The following is a 15,222-nucleotide window of genomic DNA, read 5'->3' on the forward strand; positions in this document are numbered from 1 at the left end:
TCCTTTGAATATGTGACCTCGTCGTCACGGCGCGCATCCGGGATGCTTGCCGAGTCTCGCCCTGATAATATACGATTTCGAATACGACGCCAACAGGCCGAAGCCTCCGGCGTATCCGTCCCTCTCCCCCGTGGAGATCAGCGCGAGGAGGCGCCTGTGACCGTCCCGATCCCCCGCCCCGGAAAGATCGTCGCGATCCACCTCAACTACGTCTCCCGCGCGGACCAGCGCGGGCGCCGCCCTGCGGCCCCGTCGTACTTCTTCAAGCCGGCCAGCTCGGTCGCCGGGACGGACGGAACCGTCGAGCGCCCCGCCGGCACCGAGCTGCTGGCGTTCGAGGGCGAGATCGCGCTCGTCATCGGCACCGCTGCCCGTCGCGTCCCCGTCGAGCGGGCATGGGAGCACGTGTCGCACGTCACGGCTTCGAACGACCTCGGCCTCTACGACCTGCGCGCCAACGACAAGGGCTCCAACGTGCGCTCCAAGGGCGGCGACGGCTACACGCCGCTCGGCCCCGACCTCATCGACGCCGCGCTCGTCGATCCCGCGGCCCTGCGCGTGCGCGCCTGGGTCAACGGCGAGCTCGCCCAGGACGACACCACGGCCGGCCTGCTGTTCCCGCTGCCCCAGCTCGTGGCGGATCTGTCCCAGCACTTCACGCTCGAGCCCGGCGACGTGATCCTCACCGGCACCCCGGCGGGATCCAGCGTCATCGTCCCCGGCGACGTGGTCGAGATCGAGGTCGATGCGCCCGAGGCTCCCGGAGCCCCGAGCTCCGGGCGCCTGCGCACCACCGTCGTCCAGGGCGAGGTGCCCTTCGACGCGGCCCTGGGCTCGCTCCCGGCCGTCGACGACCTCCAGCGGGCCGAGGCCTGGGGATCCCGGGAGGCGGCGGGCCTTCCCGGCGAGACCCAGGAGACCCCGGAGCCCCGGGAGCCCGCGGCCCCGGCGCTCACGGCAGAGCTGCGCGCGAAGCTCGAGACGGCGCCCACCGCCGGCCTCTCGGCACAGCTGCGCAAGCGCGGGCACCACTTCTGCTTCATCGACGGCGTCTCCGCGAACCTCCCCGGCACCAAGATCGTCGGCACCGCCAAGACGCTGCGGTTCATCCCGGCCCGGGAGGACCTCTTCGCCTCCCACGGAGGCGGATACAACGCCCAGAAGCGCGCGTTCGACGCGGTGGCCGAGGGCGAGGTCATCGTGATCGAGGCGCGCGGCGAGTCCGGCACCGGCACCCTCGGGGACATCCTGGCCCTCCGCGCCAAGGCCCGCGGCGCCGCGGGGGTCGTCACCGACGGCGGCGTCCGCGACTTCGACGCGGTCGCCGAGATCGGCCTGCCGGTCTTCTCGCGGGGCCCGCACCCGTCCGTGCTCGGCCGCCGCCACGTCCCGTGGGACGTCGACGTCACGATCGCCTGCGGCGGCGCGGCCGTCCAGCCCGGCGACATCATCGTCGGCGACGGGGACGGCGTCATCGTGATCCCCCCGGCGATCGCCGAGGAGGTGGCCGACGCCGCCCTCGCCCAGGAGATCGAGGACGAGTGGATCGCGGAGCAGGTGGCGGCGGGGAACCCCGTCGACGGGCTGTTCCCGATGAACGCCGAGTGGCGCGCGCGGTACGAGGCGAGCCGGTCGGCGGGGACCGGGGCCGGAGAGAGCGCGGGCGCATGACGATCGTCGCCGAGGGGAGCAAGTCGGAGCAGGCGTACGCCTGGATCCGTTCGCGGATCGCCTCGCACGCGTACGGCCCCGGGTACCGTCTGGTCCTCGGCCCGATCGCGGACGAGCTCGGGATGAGCGTCGTGCCCGTCCGCGAGGCGATCCGCCGCCTGGAAGCGGAGGGGCTGGTCACGTTCGAGCGCAACGTCGGCGCGCGGGTGTCGCTCATCGACGAGAGCGAGTACGCGCACACGATGCAGACCCTGGGTCTCGTCGAAGGGGCGGCCACCGCGCTGTCGGCCCCGCACCTCGACGCCGACGCGCTGGAGCGCGCCGCGGAGGTCAACGCCCGGATGGTGCGCCTCCTCGACCACTTCGACGCGCACGCGTTCACCGACCTCAACCGCCAGTTCCACTCCGTGCTGTTCGAGCCCTGCCCCAACCCGCACCTGCTCGATCTCGTGCACCGCGGGTGGGCGCGCCTGTCGGGGATCCGCGACTCCACGTTCGCGTTCGTCCCCGGTCGCGCGCGCCACTCCGTGGAGGAGCACGCGCAGATCCTCGACCTCATCCGCGCGGAGGCCGATCCGCTCGAGATCGAGCTCGCCGCCCGCAACCACCGCTGGCGGACGATGGACGCCTTCCTGACCTCCCGCCACGAACCGACCACCCGCACCACCACAGAAGGACGATGATGACCGACGTCTACATCCCGGCCGATCTGCCGGAGAAGATCCAGCACTACATCGACGGCGAGTTCGTCGACTCGATCGACGGCGACACCTTCGAGGTGCTCAACCCCGTCACGAACGAGACCTACGTGCACGCCGCCGCGGGCAAGAAGGCCGACATCGAGCGGGCCGTCGCGGCCGCCAAGCGCGCCTTCGACGAGGGACCCTGGCCCCGCATGCTCCCCCGCGAGCGCTCGCGCGTGCTGCACCGGATCGCGGACATCGTCGAGTCGCGCGACGCCCGGCTCGCCGAGCTGGAGTCCTTCGACTCCGGCCTGCCGATCACCCAGGCCCTCGGCCAGGCCCGTCGCGCCGCCGAGAACTTCCGCTTCTTCGCCGACCTGATCGTCGCCCAGGCGGACGACGCGTTCAAGGTCCCCGGGCGGCAGATGAACTACGTCAACCGCAAGCCGATCGGCGTCGCCGGGCTCATCACCCCGTGGAACACGCCGTTCATGCTCGAGTCCTGGAAGCTGGGACCTGCCCTCGCCACGGGCAACACCGTGGTCCTGAAGCCCGCCGAGTTCACACCGCTGTCGGCGTCGCTCTGGGCCGGCATCTTCGAGGAGGCGGGCCTGCCGAAGGGCGTCTTCAACCTCGTGAACGGCCTCGGCGAGGACGCCGGCGACGCGCTCGTGAAGCACCCGGACGTGCCGCTCATCTCCTTCACCGGCGAGAGCCGGACCGGGCAGATCATCTTCGGCAACGCCGCGCCGTTCCTGAAGGGCCTGTCGATGGAGCTGGGCGGGAAGAGCCCGGCCGTCGTCTTCGCGGACGCGGACCTGGACGTCGCGATCGACGCCTGCATCTTCGGTGTCTTCTCGCTGAACGGCGAGCGCTGCACCGCCGGCTCCCGCATCCTCGTGCAGCGCGAGGTGTACGACGAGTTCGTGGAGCGCTACGCCGCGCAGGCGAAGCGCGTCAAGGTCGGCCACCCGCACGACCCGGCGACCGAGGTCGGCGCGCTCGTGCACCCGGAGCACTACGACAAGGTGATGAGCTACGTCGAGATCGGCAAGACGGAGGGCCGTCTCGTCGCGGGCGGCGGGCGTCCGGAGGGGTTCGAGACCGGCAACTACGTCGCCCCCACCGTCTTCGCCGACGTGGCGCCGGACGCACGGATCTTCCAGGAGGAGATCTTCGGCCCTGTCGTCGCGATCACGCCCTTCGACACCGAGGAGGAGGCGCTCGCCCTGGCGAACAACACCAAGTACGGCCTCGCCGCCTACATCTGGACGAACGACCTCAAGCGGGCGCACAACTTCGCGCAGTCGGTCGAAGCGGGCATGGTGTGGCTGAACTCGAACAACGTGCGAGACCTCCGCACGCCGTTCGGCGGAGTCAAGGCCTCGGGCCTCGGCCACGAGGGCGGCTACCGCTCGATCGACTTCTACACGGACCAGCAGAGCGTGCACATCACGCTCGGCGCCCCGCACAACCCCACGTTCGGCAAGCAGGACCTGCACACCGAGACCGATCTCGACGACCCGGACCCCCGCTGAACCCACCCACCGGTCGTTGAGCGAGCGAAGCGAGACGAAACGCCTCCCGGCATCCGTGACGCGTTTCGTCTCGTCGCTTCGCTCCTCGCTCGACGACCGGGCGATAGCAAGGACGCTGACATGACCAACCGCGAAGACATGACCCTCACCTCCTCCGGGTTCTACGTGAGCCAGGAGGCGCCGATCACCACGGACAACCCCGTCGCCACCCCCGCCGCCGCGCCGCCGGACATCCTGCGCTGCGCCTACATGGAGCTGATCGTCACGGATCTGGCGGCCTCCCGCCAGTTCTACGTCGACATCCTCGGCCTGTACGTCACCGAGGAGGACGACGAGACGATCTACCTCCGCTCGACGGAGGAGTTCATCCACCACAACCTCGTGCTGCGCAAGGGCCCGATCGCCGCCGTCGCCGCGTTCTCCTACCGCGTGCGCACGCCCGAGGACCTCGACCGTGCGGTCGAGTTCTACACGGAGCTCGGCTGCGACGTCCGCCGCAATCCGGACGGCTTCACGAAGGGCATCGGCGACTCGGTGCGCGTGGTGGACCCGCTCGGGTTCCCGTACGAGTTCTTCCACGCGACCGAGCACGTCGAGCGGATGTCGTGGCGCTACGACCTGCACATCCCCGGCGAGCTCGTGCGCCTGGACCACTTCAACCAGGTCACCCCCGACGTGCCGCGCGCCGTGAAGTTCATGCAGGATCTCGGCTTCCGCGTGACGGAGGACATCCAGGACGAGGAGGGCACGGTCTACGCCGCATGGATGCGCCGCAAGCCCACCGTGCACGACACCGCGATGACCGGCGGAGACGGACCCCGCATGCACCACGTGTGCTTCGCGACCCACGAGAAGCACAACATCCTCGCCATCTGCGACAAGCTCGGGGCGCTGCGCCGTTCCGACGCCATCGAGCGCGGGCCGGGCCGTCACGGGGTGAGCAACGCGTTCTACCTGTACCTGCGCGACCCGGACGGCCACCGCGTCGAGGTCTACACGCAGGACTACTACACGGGCGACCCGGACAACCCGGTCGTCACCTGGGACGTGCACGACAACCAGCGCCGCGACTGGTGGGGCAACCCCGTCGTCCCGTCGTGGTACACGGACGCCTCGCTCGTCCTGGACCTCGACGGCAACCCGCAGCCGGTCGTCGCCCGCACCGACTCGTCCGAGATGGCCGTGACCATCGGCGCGGACGGGTTCTCCTACACGCGCGCCGACGAGGCCGAGTCGTCGATGCCGGAGTGGAAGCAGGGCGAGTACAAGCTCGGCCACCAGCTCTGACCCCCCCTCCTTCCCCTTCCCTGTCGTCGAGTGGTCAGTTTCTGTGGGTTCGGGCGCCCGCACCCCACAGAAACTGACCACTCGACACCGGGGCACCGAGAACAGGACCGAACACCATGTTGAGCCAGGACACCATCGCGCAGCTCGCCGCCGAGCTCGCCGAGGCCGACCGAGCCAAGAGCGTCATCCCGCGCATCACCGCCCGCCACCCGGAGGCCACGGTCGAGGACGCCTATGCCGTCCAGGGCGTGTGGCGGGACTCGCAGATCGCGGCGGGACGCCGGCTCGTCGGCCGCAAGATCGGACTCACCTCCAAGGCGATGCAGCAGGCGACAGGCATCACGGAGCCGGACTACGGCGTGATGTTCGATGACACCGTGTACCGGTCCGGGGCGGAGATCCCCGCGGCGGACTTCTCGAACGTCCGGATCGAGGTCGAGCTCGCGTTCGTCCTGAAGGATCCGCTCGAGGGACCGGACTGCTCCCTGGAGGACGCCCTCGCCGCGATCGACTACGCCGTGCCCGCGCTCGAGGTGCTCAACTCGCACATCGAGCTGGAGGGACGCACGATCGTCGACACCATCAGCGACAACGCCGCCTACGGCGCGATGGTCCTGGGCGAGGTGCACAAGCGCCCCGACGAGATCGACCTGCGCTGGGTCCCCGGCCTGCTGTTCAAGAACGGGGAGATCGAGGAGACCGGCGTCGCCGCCGGCGTGCTGAACCACCCCGCCACCGGCGTCGCATGGCTCGCGAACAAGTTCCACCAGCACGGCGCGCGTCTGGAGGCCGGCGAGATCATCCTGGCCGGTTCGTTCACCCGGCCGATGTGGGTGCAGGCCGGCGACAGCGTACTGTGCGACTACGGCCCCATGGGCACCATCACCTGCCGTTTCGTCTGACCGGATCCAGGAGCACCATGTCTCTTCGCCTCGCCCCGTCCTTCCGCGAGCGGCTCGCCGCCGCCGACCGAGCGCTCATCGGCATGTGGGCGTGCTCGGGCAGCCCCGTCCTCGCCGAGGTCGACGCGGGGTCGGGGCTGGACTGGCTCCTGATCGACATGGAGCACTCGGCGAACACGCTGGAGTCCGTGCAGATCCAGCTCCAGGTAGTGGCCGCCTACCCGATCACCCCGGTCGTGCGGGCCCCGTTCAACGACGTCGTCGCGATCAAGCAGGTGCTGGATCTGGGAGCGCAGAACCTCCTGGTGCCGATGGTGTCCTCCGCGGACGAGGCGCGGGCCGCGGTCCGCGCGGTCCGCTATCCGCCGGAGGGCGTGCGCGGCGTCGGCAGCGCCCTGGCGCGCAGCGCGCGGTGGAACCGCGTCGACAGCTACCTGCAGGAGTCGGCGCAGCACACGTCCCTCACCGTCCAGATCGAGACGGCCGCGGGCGTCGAGGCTGCGGCCGAGATCGCGGGGGTCGACGGGGTGGACGCGGTGTTCGTGGGGCCCTCCGACCTCGCCGCGTCCCTGGGGCGCCTGGGCCAGCAGACCCACCCGGACGTGCTCGACGCGGTGGGCAGGACCTTCCACGCGGTGAAGGAGGCCGGGAAGCCGGTCGGCGTGAACGCCTTCGATCCCGCGGCCGCGGACGCCTACATCGCCCAGGGGGCGGACTTCGTCGCGGTCGGCGCGGATGTCGCGCTGCTCGCGCGGGCGACGGAGGCTCTGGCCGCCCGTTTCCTCCCCGCCGCCGACGACACCGCCCGCGCCAGCTACTGACACCCCGGTCCCCAAGGACCGAGCCCGGCGACGTCAGACGGCGGCGGCGAGCATCCGGGCGGCCAGGGAGCGGGCGGTGACCGCTCGGAGACCGGTGGCGCGCGTGACGACGGCGGCCATCTCCTCGGAGTAGCCGATGCAGTCCAGGAAGATCCACTCCGTGCCCGAGGCGGCGAGCGCACGGCCGGCCTCGGCGAAGGCCTCGGCATCGAAGGCGTAGGGATCGGCGGCCGCCACCGACGCGTCCCGGCCGAGATCGGCCCGCCAGCGCGCCGCGATGTCCTCGACCTGCCGCGGCGTCGGCACGAGGACACCGAGCGCCCGCTCGCCCACCAGCACCGCCGCGGCTCCGCGCGCCAGCTCCTCGGCGGTGTAGACCGGGACCGAGGCGGCGAGCCCCGGGAGGTGTCCGGTGCACAGGATCAGCACGGCCTCGGCGCCGTCCGCCACCACCCGGTCCACCGCGCTCTGGACGAGGGGGCGCAACCGCTCCTCGTCCAGGACTGCGGAGGAGCCGTCCCGCAGGCGCGAGACCACCGCCGCGCGTCCCGGCTCGGGGGCGAGGGCGCCGATCGCCGCCGCGCCCAGGTCGTCCAGCGCCCCGCGCTCGATCACCTCGTGCCCCGCCAGGAGCGGCAGGATGTCGGGGGTCACGTCGACGCGCGGCGCCTGTCCGATCGTCACGAGCCCCAGCACGGTCACGACGCCGCCTCCGCCCGGAGCCCCGCCTCGATGAGCGCGCGGCGCTCGGCGCGATCCCGATACGCGTCCGGGTCGGGCACCGGGACGGCCGCGAGCAGGGCGCGGGTGTACGGGTCCTGCGGGTCCGCGAGCACCTCGGCGCAGCGCCCCGCCTCGACCACCCGGCCCTGGCTCATCACGATCACGTCGTCGGCCATGAACTCGACGACGGCGATGTCGTGGGAGATGAACAGGTAGCTCAGCCCGAGCTGGTCCTGCAGGTCCTTCATCAGGTTGAGGACCTGGGCCTGCACCGACACGTCCAGCGCCGACACCGGCTCGTCGCACACGACCAGGCGCGGCTTGAGCATGAGGGCGCGCGCGATGCCGATCCTCTGGCGCTGTCCGCCGGAGAACTCGTGGGGGTAACGATCGGCGTACGAGGCGTCGAGGCCGACGACCTCCAGCATCTCCCCGACGCGAGACGCCTCCTCACGGCGGCTCAGCCGCTCGTGCAGACGCAGCGGCTCGGCGAGGAGACGCCCCACGGTCCAACGCGGGTCGAGGGACGCGTAGGTGTCCTGGAACACGATCTGCATCTCGGAGCGCCGGCGCCGCAGCTGGTCGCGGTCGAGCGAGAGCAGGTCGGTGCCGTCGAAGCGGACGCTGCCCTCCGTCGGCTCGATGAGCCGCAGCACGCATCGGCCGGTCGTGGACTTGCCCGATCCGGACTCCCCCACGATCGCGAGCGTCGTCCCCTGCTCAAGATCGAGGTCGACCCCGTCCACGGCGCGGAACGGGGGTGCACCGCGCCGCGCCCCACGCTGCGGGTACTCCTTGACCAGGCCTCGGACGCTCAGCAGTGCGCTCATGCGCTCCACACTCCTTCGGAGACGTAGGGCAGCCGATCCTTGCCGACGTTGCGCGACGGCATCGAGTCCAGCAGCGCCCGGGTGTACGGATGCTCGGGGGCGCGGAAGACCTGCTCGGCCTCCGCCTGCTCCACGACCTCGCCCCGCCGCATGACGACGACGCGACGGCACGCCTGCGCGACCACGCCGAGGTCGTGGGTGACGAGCAGGATCGCCGTGCCGTGGCTCTCCTGGAGGTCGAGCATGAGGTCGAGGATCTGCGACTGCGTCGTCACGTCCAGCGCGGTCGTCGGCTCGTCGGCGATGAGCAGGTCCGGCTCGCAGGACATGGCCATGGCGATCATGGCGCGCTGCCGCATTCCCCCGGAGAGGTGGTGCGGGTACGAGTCGGCGATCTGCGCGGCCCGGTGGATCCCCACCATCTCCAGGAGCTCGACGACCCGCCGGCGCGCGTCCTTCCGGTTCATGCGGAGGTGACGACGCAGCGGCTCGGCGATCTGGAAGCCGATCGTGAAGGCGGGGTTGAGGGCCGTCATCGGCTCCTGGAAGATCGTGCCGATCCGGCGCCCGCGGACCTGGCGCATCCGTCCGGCGCCGAACGCCGCCATGTCCTCGCCGTCGAACAGGATGCGTCCGCCCGTCATCTGCACGGCGCGCGTCGGCAGGAGCTGGATGATCGACATCGCCGTGAGGCTCTTGCCGGATCCGGACTCGCCGACGATGCCGAGCGTCTCGCCGCGCGCGATGTCGAAGCTGATCCCGGAGACCGGGTAGCTCGTGCCGCGGTGCGCCTGGACGCGGACGGTGAGGTCCTCGACGCGGAGAAGGGCGGACATGGCGATCAGACCGCCACGTTCCCGAGGGTCTGCAGGTGCGCCGCGTCGCCGTAGAGCCCCACCAGGTGCGTGTACTCGGACTCGTCGTGGAAGCTGATCTGTCCGGCGCCGAAGTACTTCGCCGTCTCGACCGCGAAGCGCGCGGCGAGCTCGATGTCGACCTCGTGGCTCGCGCCGGTCGCGCACCCGGCCACCGGCACCGCGGTCGTGATCGCGACGCCGACGACGGGCGCCGACGTCGCGACGGCCGGCTGCAGGATGGAGTTCAGGTGGTGCAGCCCGTTGCCGTAGGGCGTGATGTCCTGCGTCGCCAGGGGGAACACGACCGCCGTCGCCCCGGTCACCGTCTCGACGACCCCGACGAGGTCGTCGCTGGGGCGCAGGATGTAGCCGCCGCGCACGGTCGGCGAGATCGCGATGCCGCGGTGGTTGATGGTGCGGTTGCCCTTGGTCGTGTCGATCGAGACGATCGCGTCCATCGCGGGGTCGACCTCGTGATCGTTCATCGTGCGCATGTCCACGGGAGATCCCATGAACGGCACCGGGTCGTGCGGCTCGGTCGGGGCCCAGCCGGTGACGTGCGTGGTGACGATGACGTCGCCGGGGAGTTCGTCTCCCCGGGCAGACATCTGCAGAAGCTTCGCGGCGGCGGCGAGCGCCGCGGCCGCGCCGTCGCCGTCCGAGACGAAGCCGATCCGCTCGGGCCGCGCCCCGGCGCCGCCGAGTCGACCGATGATGCCGAGGGTGGGAGCGGACCCGCCCGAGATCCGGCCCGCCGCCCCCGGGATGACCACGCGGACGAAGTCAGTGGATCCGCCCTCGTCGCCGGTGATGGTCTCGACGGTGATCTCGGCGTTCTCGGCGCCCTGCGCACGCAGGTAGGCGGCGAGCGCCTCGCCGGAGGTCGACGGGGAGTCCAGCAGGTCGACGACGTCGAGCACCTGGTTCAGCATGTTTCTCTTCCTTGTCCGTTCGGTGGGTTCGTGGCGCGCGGTCAGTCGCGGACGCCGAGGTAGCGGAGGGCGGAGAGGGCGTACACCTTCGCCGCGAGGACGACGTCCGACGCGAGCGCCCGCTCGTCGAAGCCGTGGATGGTCTGGAGGTCCGCAGGCCCGTACTGGAGGACGGGGATCCCGTGGCTCCGGAACGTCCGGGCGTCGGAGGACGCCCACTGCAGCACGCCCTGGGCGTCCGGGGCGGACAGCTCGCGAAGCGCCCCCACGAGGGTCTCCACGACCGGGTCGGTCGGAACGGTCCAGTTCGGCTCGCTCATGAAGCCGAGCGGCTCGATCTCCGCCTCGATGCCCTCCTCGGCGAGGATCTCCTCCACGCGGGCACGCACCTGTGCGCGGGTGAGCCCGATCGGCACCCGGGTGTCGAACTCGATGACGCAGGTGTCCGCGACCACGTTGGTGGAGGTGCCGCCGCGGACCGTGCCGACGTTGATCGTGACGTGCTCGAACACGTCGGCGACCTCGGGCGCATACCCCTCGCGCTGGACCGCGAAGCGCTTCGAGTCCGCGATGAGCTCGCGCACCTCCTCCGGGGCGTCCGGGGTCATGTCCCAGAGACGCTGCAGCGCGAGGATCGCCCGGGCGCCCAGGAGGTTGGCGCTCGTGCCGTGCACGGGCTGGAGGCTGCCGTGGCCAGGACGGCCGTGGATCGTCAGCCGGAACCAGTTGCTGCCCTTCTGACCGATCGTCGGGTGGTCCCGCTCGGCGGGCTCGGCGATGATCCCGCCGGTGGCGCCGTCGAGCACGCCCTGGTCGAGCAGCCAGTCCGCGCCGAGGCGCCCGCCGGTCTCCTCGTCCGGGACGGACGCCAGGGAGAGCCGCCCGCGCAGCGGGACGCCCAGGCGCTCGAAGAGCACGAACACGTGGATGAGCCCGGCGAGCCCTGCCTTCATGTCGCTGGCCCCGCGTCCGCGCAGCCATCCGTCGACCACGTCGCCGGCGAGCGGCGGGAACGACCAGCGGCTCTCGTCCCCCACCGGGACCACGTCGTGATGTCCCGCGAAGACGAGGTGCCGTTCGCCGTCCGCGCTCTCCCCGCGGTGCGCGAGGACGCTCACCCGCCCCTGACCCGCGTCGTGCAGTTCGGCGCCGATCCCGGCGCCGCGGAGGTGTCCGGCGATGACGTCGGCGATCTCCGTGCAGTCGCCCGGAGGGTTCTCGCTGGGGGTGCGGATGAGCAGTCCCGCGAGGGCGAGCAGCTCGTCCTGCGAGCGCTCCACTGCTTCGAGGACGCGCGCTTCCCAGTCGGTTGCCGTCGTCATGTCGTTCGTTCTCCTTGTGCGTCTTGTGCGTCGTGTGCGGGTCAGGGGCGTGCGCCGGGCTCAGCCGGCCGACTTGCTGAGCTGGAAGAACCGGATCAAGCCGTCCGGATAGGACGTGTAGCCCTGCAGGTCCTCGCCATGCGCGACGGCGATGTTGTACTCGTAGAGGTACGCCCACGGCGTCTCCTCATTGATGAGCTTCTGCATCTCGCCGTACTCCTGCTCGCGCACCGCGGCGTCCTGCTCCGAGGCCGCCTTCGCCCACAGCTCGTCGACGCGCGGGTTGGAGTAGTTCATGTAGTTGCTCGTGCCCTGGGAGGTCATCAGCAGGCCGAGGTGGTACCCCGGGTCGTTCACGAACGAGGTCCAGCGGCTGATGTACGACTGGACGTTCTTGCCGGCCAGCGCCTCCAGGAACTGGGCACGCGCCATGTTCGTGATGTTCATGGTCACGCCGATCTTGGCGAGCTCCGCCTGGATCAGCACGGCGTCGTCGTTCCAGTCGGAGAAGCCGGAGCCCAGGGTGAACTCGAACTCGAAGCCGTCCGGGTACCCCGCCTCCGCGAGCAGCGCCTTCGCCTTGTCGAGGTCGTAGGTCGCGGCATAGCCCTCGTCGGTGAACCCGGGCGTCGAGCTGGCGACGGACGAGCGCATGGGGCTCGCCTGCCCCTTCATGACGTCGTCGATGAGCTTGTCGTAGGGGATCGCGTAGCTGATCGCCTGGCGCACCTTCGGGTTGTCGAACGGCGCGATGGCGTTGTTCATCGCGAAGAAGAGGATCTTGTTGCTCGGGCGCGAGTCCACCACGACCCCGTCCTGCCCGTTCAGGCCTTCCAGGTCCTTCGGCGCGATCTCGAGCGCCGCGTCGACGGATCCCTTCTTCAGCAGCTGAAGGCGGTTGGAGGCGTCGCCGATGAACTTGAGGTTCACCGTGCCGAGCGCGGGAGCCTCGCCCCAGTAGTCCTCGTTGCGGGTGAGCTTGGCCGAGGTCGCCGGGTCCCAGCTGTCGATCACGTACGGACCGGTGCCCGCCGTGTGCGTGGCGAGCCACTCGGCGCCGCCGTTCTCCTCGACGAGGTCCATGTCCAGGATCGAGAACGAGTACATCGGCAGGATCTGCAGGAACAGGTGGTTCGGGCCGGTCAGCGTGATCTCGACGGTGTGGTCGTCCTTCGCCTCGACGCCGGCGATCCCCGCCATCCCGTAGAGGAAGCTCGCCGAGGCCGAGGCCTCGATGTGCGCGAAGCTGCGGACGACATCGTCCGCGACGAGCTTCTTGCCGGACTGGAAGGTGACGTCGTCACGGAGCGTGAACGTGTACACGGTGCCGCTGTCGTCCGCCGACCATTCGGAGGCCAGCATCGGCGCGATCGTGGCCGTGTCGGAGACCTGCTTCCCGTCGACCTCCTTGGTGCCGTAGGTGACGAGCTGGTCGTAGGCGGCCACGACCAGGGTGTCGCTCGTGCCGTCGTTGGCCTCCGCGGGATCGAGGGTGTTGCCGCCCTCGGAGTAGGCGATGGTCAGGGTCTGATCGGCCCCGGCGCCGCCGGAGTCCGCGTTGGAGTTGGCGTTGGCCACGCAGCCGGCCGTCGTGAGGAGGACGGCGAGCGCGAGCGCGGCCGAGGACAGGACTCTCTTTCGCATGTGCTGTGCCTTTCGTGAAGTGTCGGGTGGACGGCGCGGGACGGGTCTCGTGGACCCGGCCCGTCACCGGGCGGAGGTCCGCAGGCGCGGATCGAGGACGTCGCGCAGACCGTCGCCGAGAAGGTTGAAGCCGAGGATGGACGAGGCGATCGCGATGCCGGGGAACACCGTCATCCACCACTCGCCCGAGATGATGTAGCCGCGCGCGTCGGAGATCATCACGCCCCACTCGGCCAGCGGAGGCTGTGCGCCGAGGCCGATGAAGCTGAGCGCCGCCGCGGTGAGGATCGCGTAGCCCATGCCGAGGGCGCACCGCACCATGATCGGGACGAGCCCGTTGGGGAGGATGTGGCGGAACAGGATGATCGCGTCCTTGAGGCCGATCGCCCGCGAGGCCTCGACGAACTCGCGCTCGCGCAGGGAGACCGTCTGGCCGTACATGATCCGGGCGAACTCCGGGATCCCCACGATGCCGACCGCGATCATCGCCGAGGCCAGGCCCGGGCCGAGAGCCACGGCCAGCGCCATCGCCAGCAGCAGCGACGGGAAGGCGAGCAGCATGTCCATGATCCGCATGAGCGTCATGCCGACCGCGCCGCGGAAGTAGCCGGCGATCGCTCCGATCGGCACGCCGACCGAGAGGGAGACCGCGATCGCGATGACGCCGGTCCACAGCGAGACCCGGGCGCCGGCCAGCACCCGCGAGAAGAGATCGCGTCCGTAGTTGTCGGTGCCGAAGAGGTGCTCCGCCGACGGCGGCGCCAGCAGCGGCCCGGCATCGGTGAGGTTGGGCGGGTACGGAGACCACACCGCGGTGATCAGGCCGCCGAGCGTCCAGAACAGGATGATCCCCGCGCCCACCATGGCGGACGGGTTGCGCAGCAGGAGCGTCAGGGCGGTGGTCGGCCGGGTGCGCTTCGGCGCGGCCTCGAGCTGGGCGATGGCGAGGGTCGTCGTCTCAGGCATTGCGCACCTTCGGGTCAAAGATCCCCTGCGAGAGGTCTACGAGGAGGTTCACGACGAGGTAGATGATCGCCGCGACGAGGGTCATGGCCTGCACGGGCGCGTAATCGGTGGCGTTGATCGACTCGACCACGTAACCGCCGATGCCCGGCCAGCTGAAGATGGTCTCGGTGATGACCGCCCCGCCGAGGAGCTGGCCGAGCTCCAGGCCGACGATCGTGACGACCGAGGGCGCCGCGTTCTTGAGGGCGTGGCCGCCGATGATCCGTGCCGGCCCCATGCCTTTGGCGGCGGCGGTGCGGATGTAGTCCTGGCCGAGGACCTCGAGCATGGCCGAGCGGGTCATCCGCGAGATGATCGCGACCGCGCCGACCGAGAGCACCATGGCCGGCCAGATCAGGTGCGACAGCGCGCTCGAGAGTGCCACCGTGTCGCCGGTGAGGATGCTGTCGATCACGTAGAGCCCGGTGACGTGGGTCGGCGGATTGATCGAGTCGTCGATGCGGCCGACCGGCGCCGGTGCCCACCCGAGCGTCCCGTAGAAGAACGAGATGACCAGCAGTCCGAGCCAGAACAGCGGCATGGAGGCGCCGAGGAGCGAGATCACCCGGGTGGCGTGATCGGCGAAGCGTCCGCGCTGCGTGGCGCCGAGGATCCCCAGCGGGATCCCCACGACGATGCCGATCAGGAGGGCGGCGAGTCCCAGTTCGACGGTCGCCGGGAAACGGGTGGCGAAGTCCTCCGCGACCGGGCGCCCGGTGTGCCACGCGTAGCCGAGATCCCCGTGGAGCAGACCGGTGAGGTAGTCCCAGAACTGCGTCCAGATCGGCTGGTCCAGTCCCATCTGCGCCCGCATCTTCTCGACGACGCTGTCGGCGGCGTTCTCCCCCGCGAGCGTGCGCGCCGGGTCTCCCGGGAGCACACGCGTGATGACGAAGATGCAGACCACGACGCCCAGCAGGGTGGGGATCATGGCCAGTACTCGCCGAAGTGTCGTACGCACGGCTCTCCTCGTCGTCGATCGGGTGTGGGGACCACTATCGAAGTCG

Annotated in this window: 14 protein-coding genes; 6 read left to right on the top strand and 8 right to left on the bottom strand. The window is 70.6% G+C overall.

What is annotated here, in order from left to right:
* Positions 1–156 precede the first annotated feature (156 nt).
* From K8F61_RS08640 to K8F61_RS08665, 6 genes are all read left to right on the top strand, one after another.
* A complete protein-coding gene (locus K8F61_RS08640; RefSeq protein WP_231821355.1) occupies positions 157–1,671 on the top strand; it encodes a fumarylacetoacetate hydrolase family protein in 1,515 nt (504 codons plus the stop codon).
* Entirely contained in the window at positions 1,668–2,354 is a 687-nt protein-coding gene (locus tag K8F61_RS08645) for a GntR family transcriptional regulator (protein ID WP_067246397.1), read from the top strand. The genes K8F61_RS08640 and K8F61_RS08645 overlap by 4 nt, the downstream gene beginning before the upstream one ends.
* Complete coding sequence (gene hpaE, locus K8F61_RS08650; RefSeq protein ID WP_231821532.1) at positions 2,354–3,892, top strand: 5-carboxymethyl-2-hydroxymuconate semialdehyde dehydrogenase; 1,539 nt, start codon at positions 2,354–2,356, stop codon at positions 3,890–3,892. The genes K8F61_RS08645 and hpaE overlap by 1 nt, the downstream gene beginning before the upstream one ends.
* A 120-nt stretch (positions 3,893–4,012) precedes the next feature.
* Positions 4,013–5,179 (top strand): 3,4-dihydroxyphenylacetate 2,3-dioxygenase, encoded by a 1,167-nt coding sequence (gene hpaD / locus K8F61_RS08655; protein WP_231821356.1) that lies wholly within the window; start codon positions 4,013–4,015, stop codon positions 5,177–5,179.
* 116 nt (positions 5,180–5,295) lie between these two features.
* Positions 5,296–6,081, top strand: coding sequence for a fumarylacetoacetate hydrolase family protein (locus K8F61_RS08660; RefSeq protein ID WP_231821357.1), 786 nt, complete (start codon positions 5,296–5,298; stop codon positions 6,079–6,081).
* Positions 6,082–6,098: 17 nt separating this feature from the next.
* Entirely contained in the window at positions 6,099–6,902 is an 804-nt protein-coding gene (locus tag K8F61_RS08665) for an HpcH/HpaI aldolase family protein (RefSeq protein ID WP_231821358.1), read from the top strand.
* Between the two features lie 33 nt (positions 6,903–6,935).
* Here the strand turns inward: K8F61_RS08665 and K8F61_RS08670 are convergent, their stop codons facing one another.
* The 8 genes from K8F61_RS08670 to K8F61_RS08705 all read right to left on the bottom strand — a co-directional run bounded on the left by K8F61_RS08670 (position 6,936) and on the right by K8F61_RS08705 (position 15,176).
* Positions 6,936–7,604 (bottom strand): AroM family protein, encoded by a 669-nt coding sequence (locus tag K8F61_RS08670; RefSeq protein ID WP_231821359.1) that lies wholly within the window; start codon positions 7,602–7,604, stop codon positions 6,936–6,938.
* A complete protein-coding gene (locus tag K8F61_RS08675; RefSeq protein ID WP_231821360.1) occupies positions 7,601–8,455 on the bottom strand; it encodes an ABC transporter ATP-binding protein in 855 nt (284 codons plus the stop codon). Before K8F61_RS08675 ends, K8F61_RS08670 begins: the two co-directional genes overlap by 4 nt.
* A complete protein-coding gene (locus tag K8F61_RS08680) occupies positions 8,452–9,291 on the bottom strand; it encodes an ABC transporter ATP-binding protein (RefSeq protein ID WP_231821361.1) in 840 nt (279 codons plus the stop codon). Before K8F61_RS08680 ends, K8F61_RS08675 begins: the two co-directional genes overlap by 4 nt.
* A gap of 5 nt (positions 9,292–9,296) precedes the next feature.
* Positions 9,297–10,244 (bottom strand): DUF1177 domain-containing protein, encoded by a 948-nt coding sequence (locus K8F61_RS08685; RefSeq protein ID WP_231821362.1) that lies wholly within the window; start codon positions 10,242–10,244, stop codon positions 9,297–9,299.
* A 41-nt stretch (positions 10,245–10,285) separates the two neighbouring features.
* Positions 10,286–11,566, bottom strand: a complete 1,281-nt coding sequence (locus K8F61_RS08690; RefSeq protein WP_067246409.1) for a M20 family metallopeptidase — start codon at positions 11,564–11,566, stop codon at positions 10,286–10,288.
* Between the two features lie 60 nt (positions 11,567–11,626).
* On the bottom strand, positions 11,627–13,210 hold the full coding sequence (locus K8F61_RS08695) for an ABC transporter substrate-binding protein (RefSeq protein WP_067246412.1): 1,584 nt from the start codon (positions 13,208–13,210) through the stop codon (positions 11,627–11,629).
* A gap of 63 nt (positions 13,211–13,273) precedes the next feature.
* On the bottom strand, positions 13,274–14,176 hold the full coding sequence (locus K8F61_RS08700) for an ABC transporter permease (RefSeq protein ID WP_067246414.1): 903 nt from the start codon (positions 14,174–14,176) through the stop codon (positions 13,274–13,276).
* Positions 14,169–15,176, bottom strand: a complete 1,008-nt coding sequence (locus K8F61_RS08705; RefSeq protein ID WP_217996223.1) for an ABC transporter permease — start codon at positions 15,174–15,176, stop codon at positions 14,169–14,171. The genes K8F61_RS08700 and K8F61_RS08705 overlap by 8 nt, the downstream gene beginning before the upstream one ends.
* Positions 15,177–15,222: the final 46 nt, after the last annotated feature.

Origin of the sequence: Microbacterium resistens, assembly GCF_021172025.1 — a bacterium.
GTDB classification, from domain to species: domain Bacteria; phylum Actinomycetota; class Actinomycetes; order Actinomycetales; family Microbacteriaceae; genus Microbacterium; species Microbacterium resistens.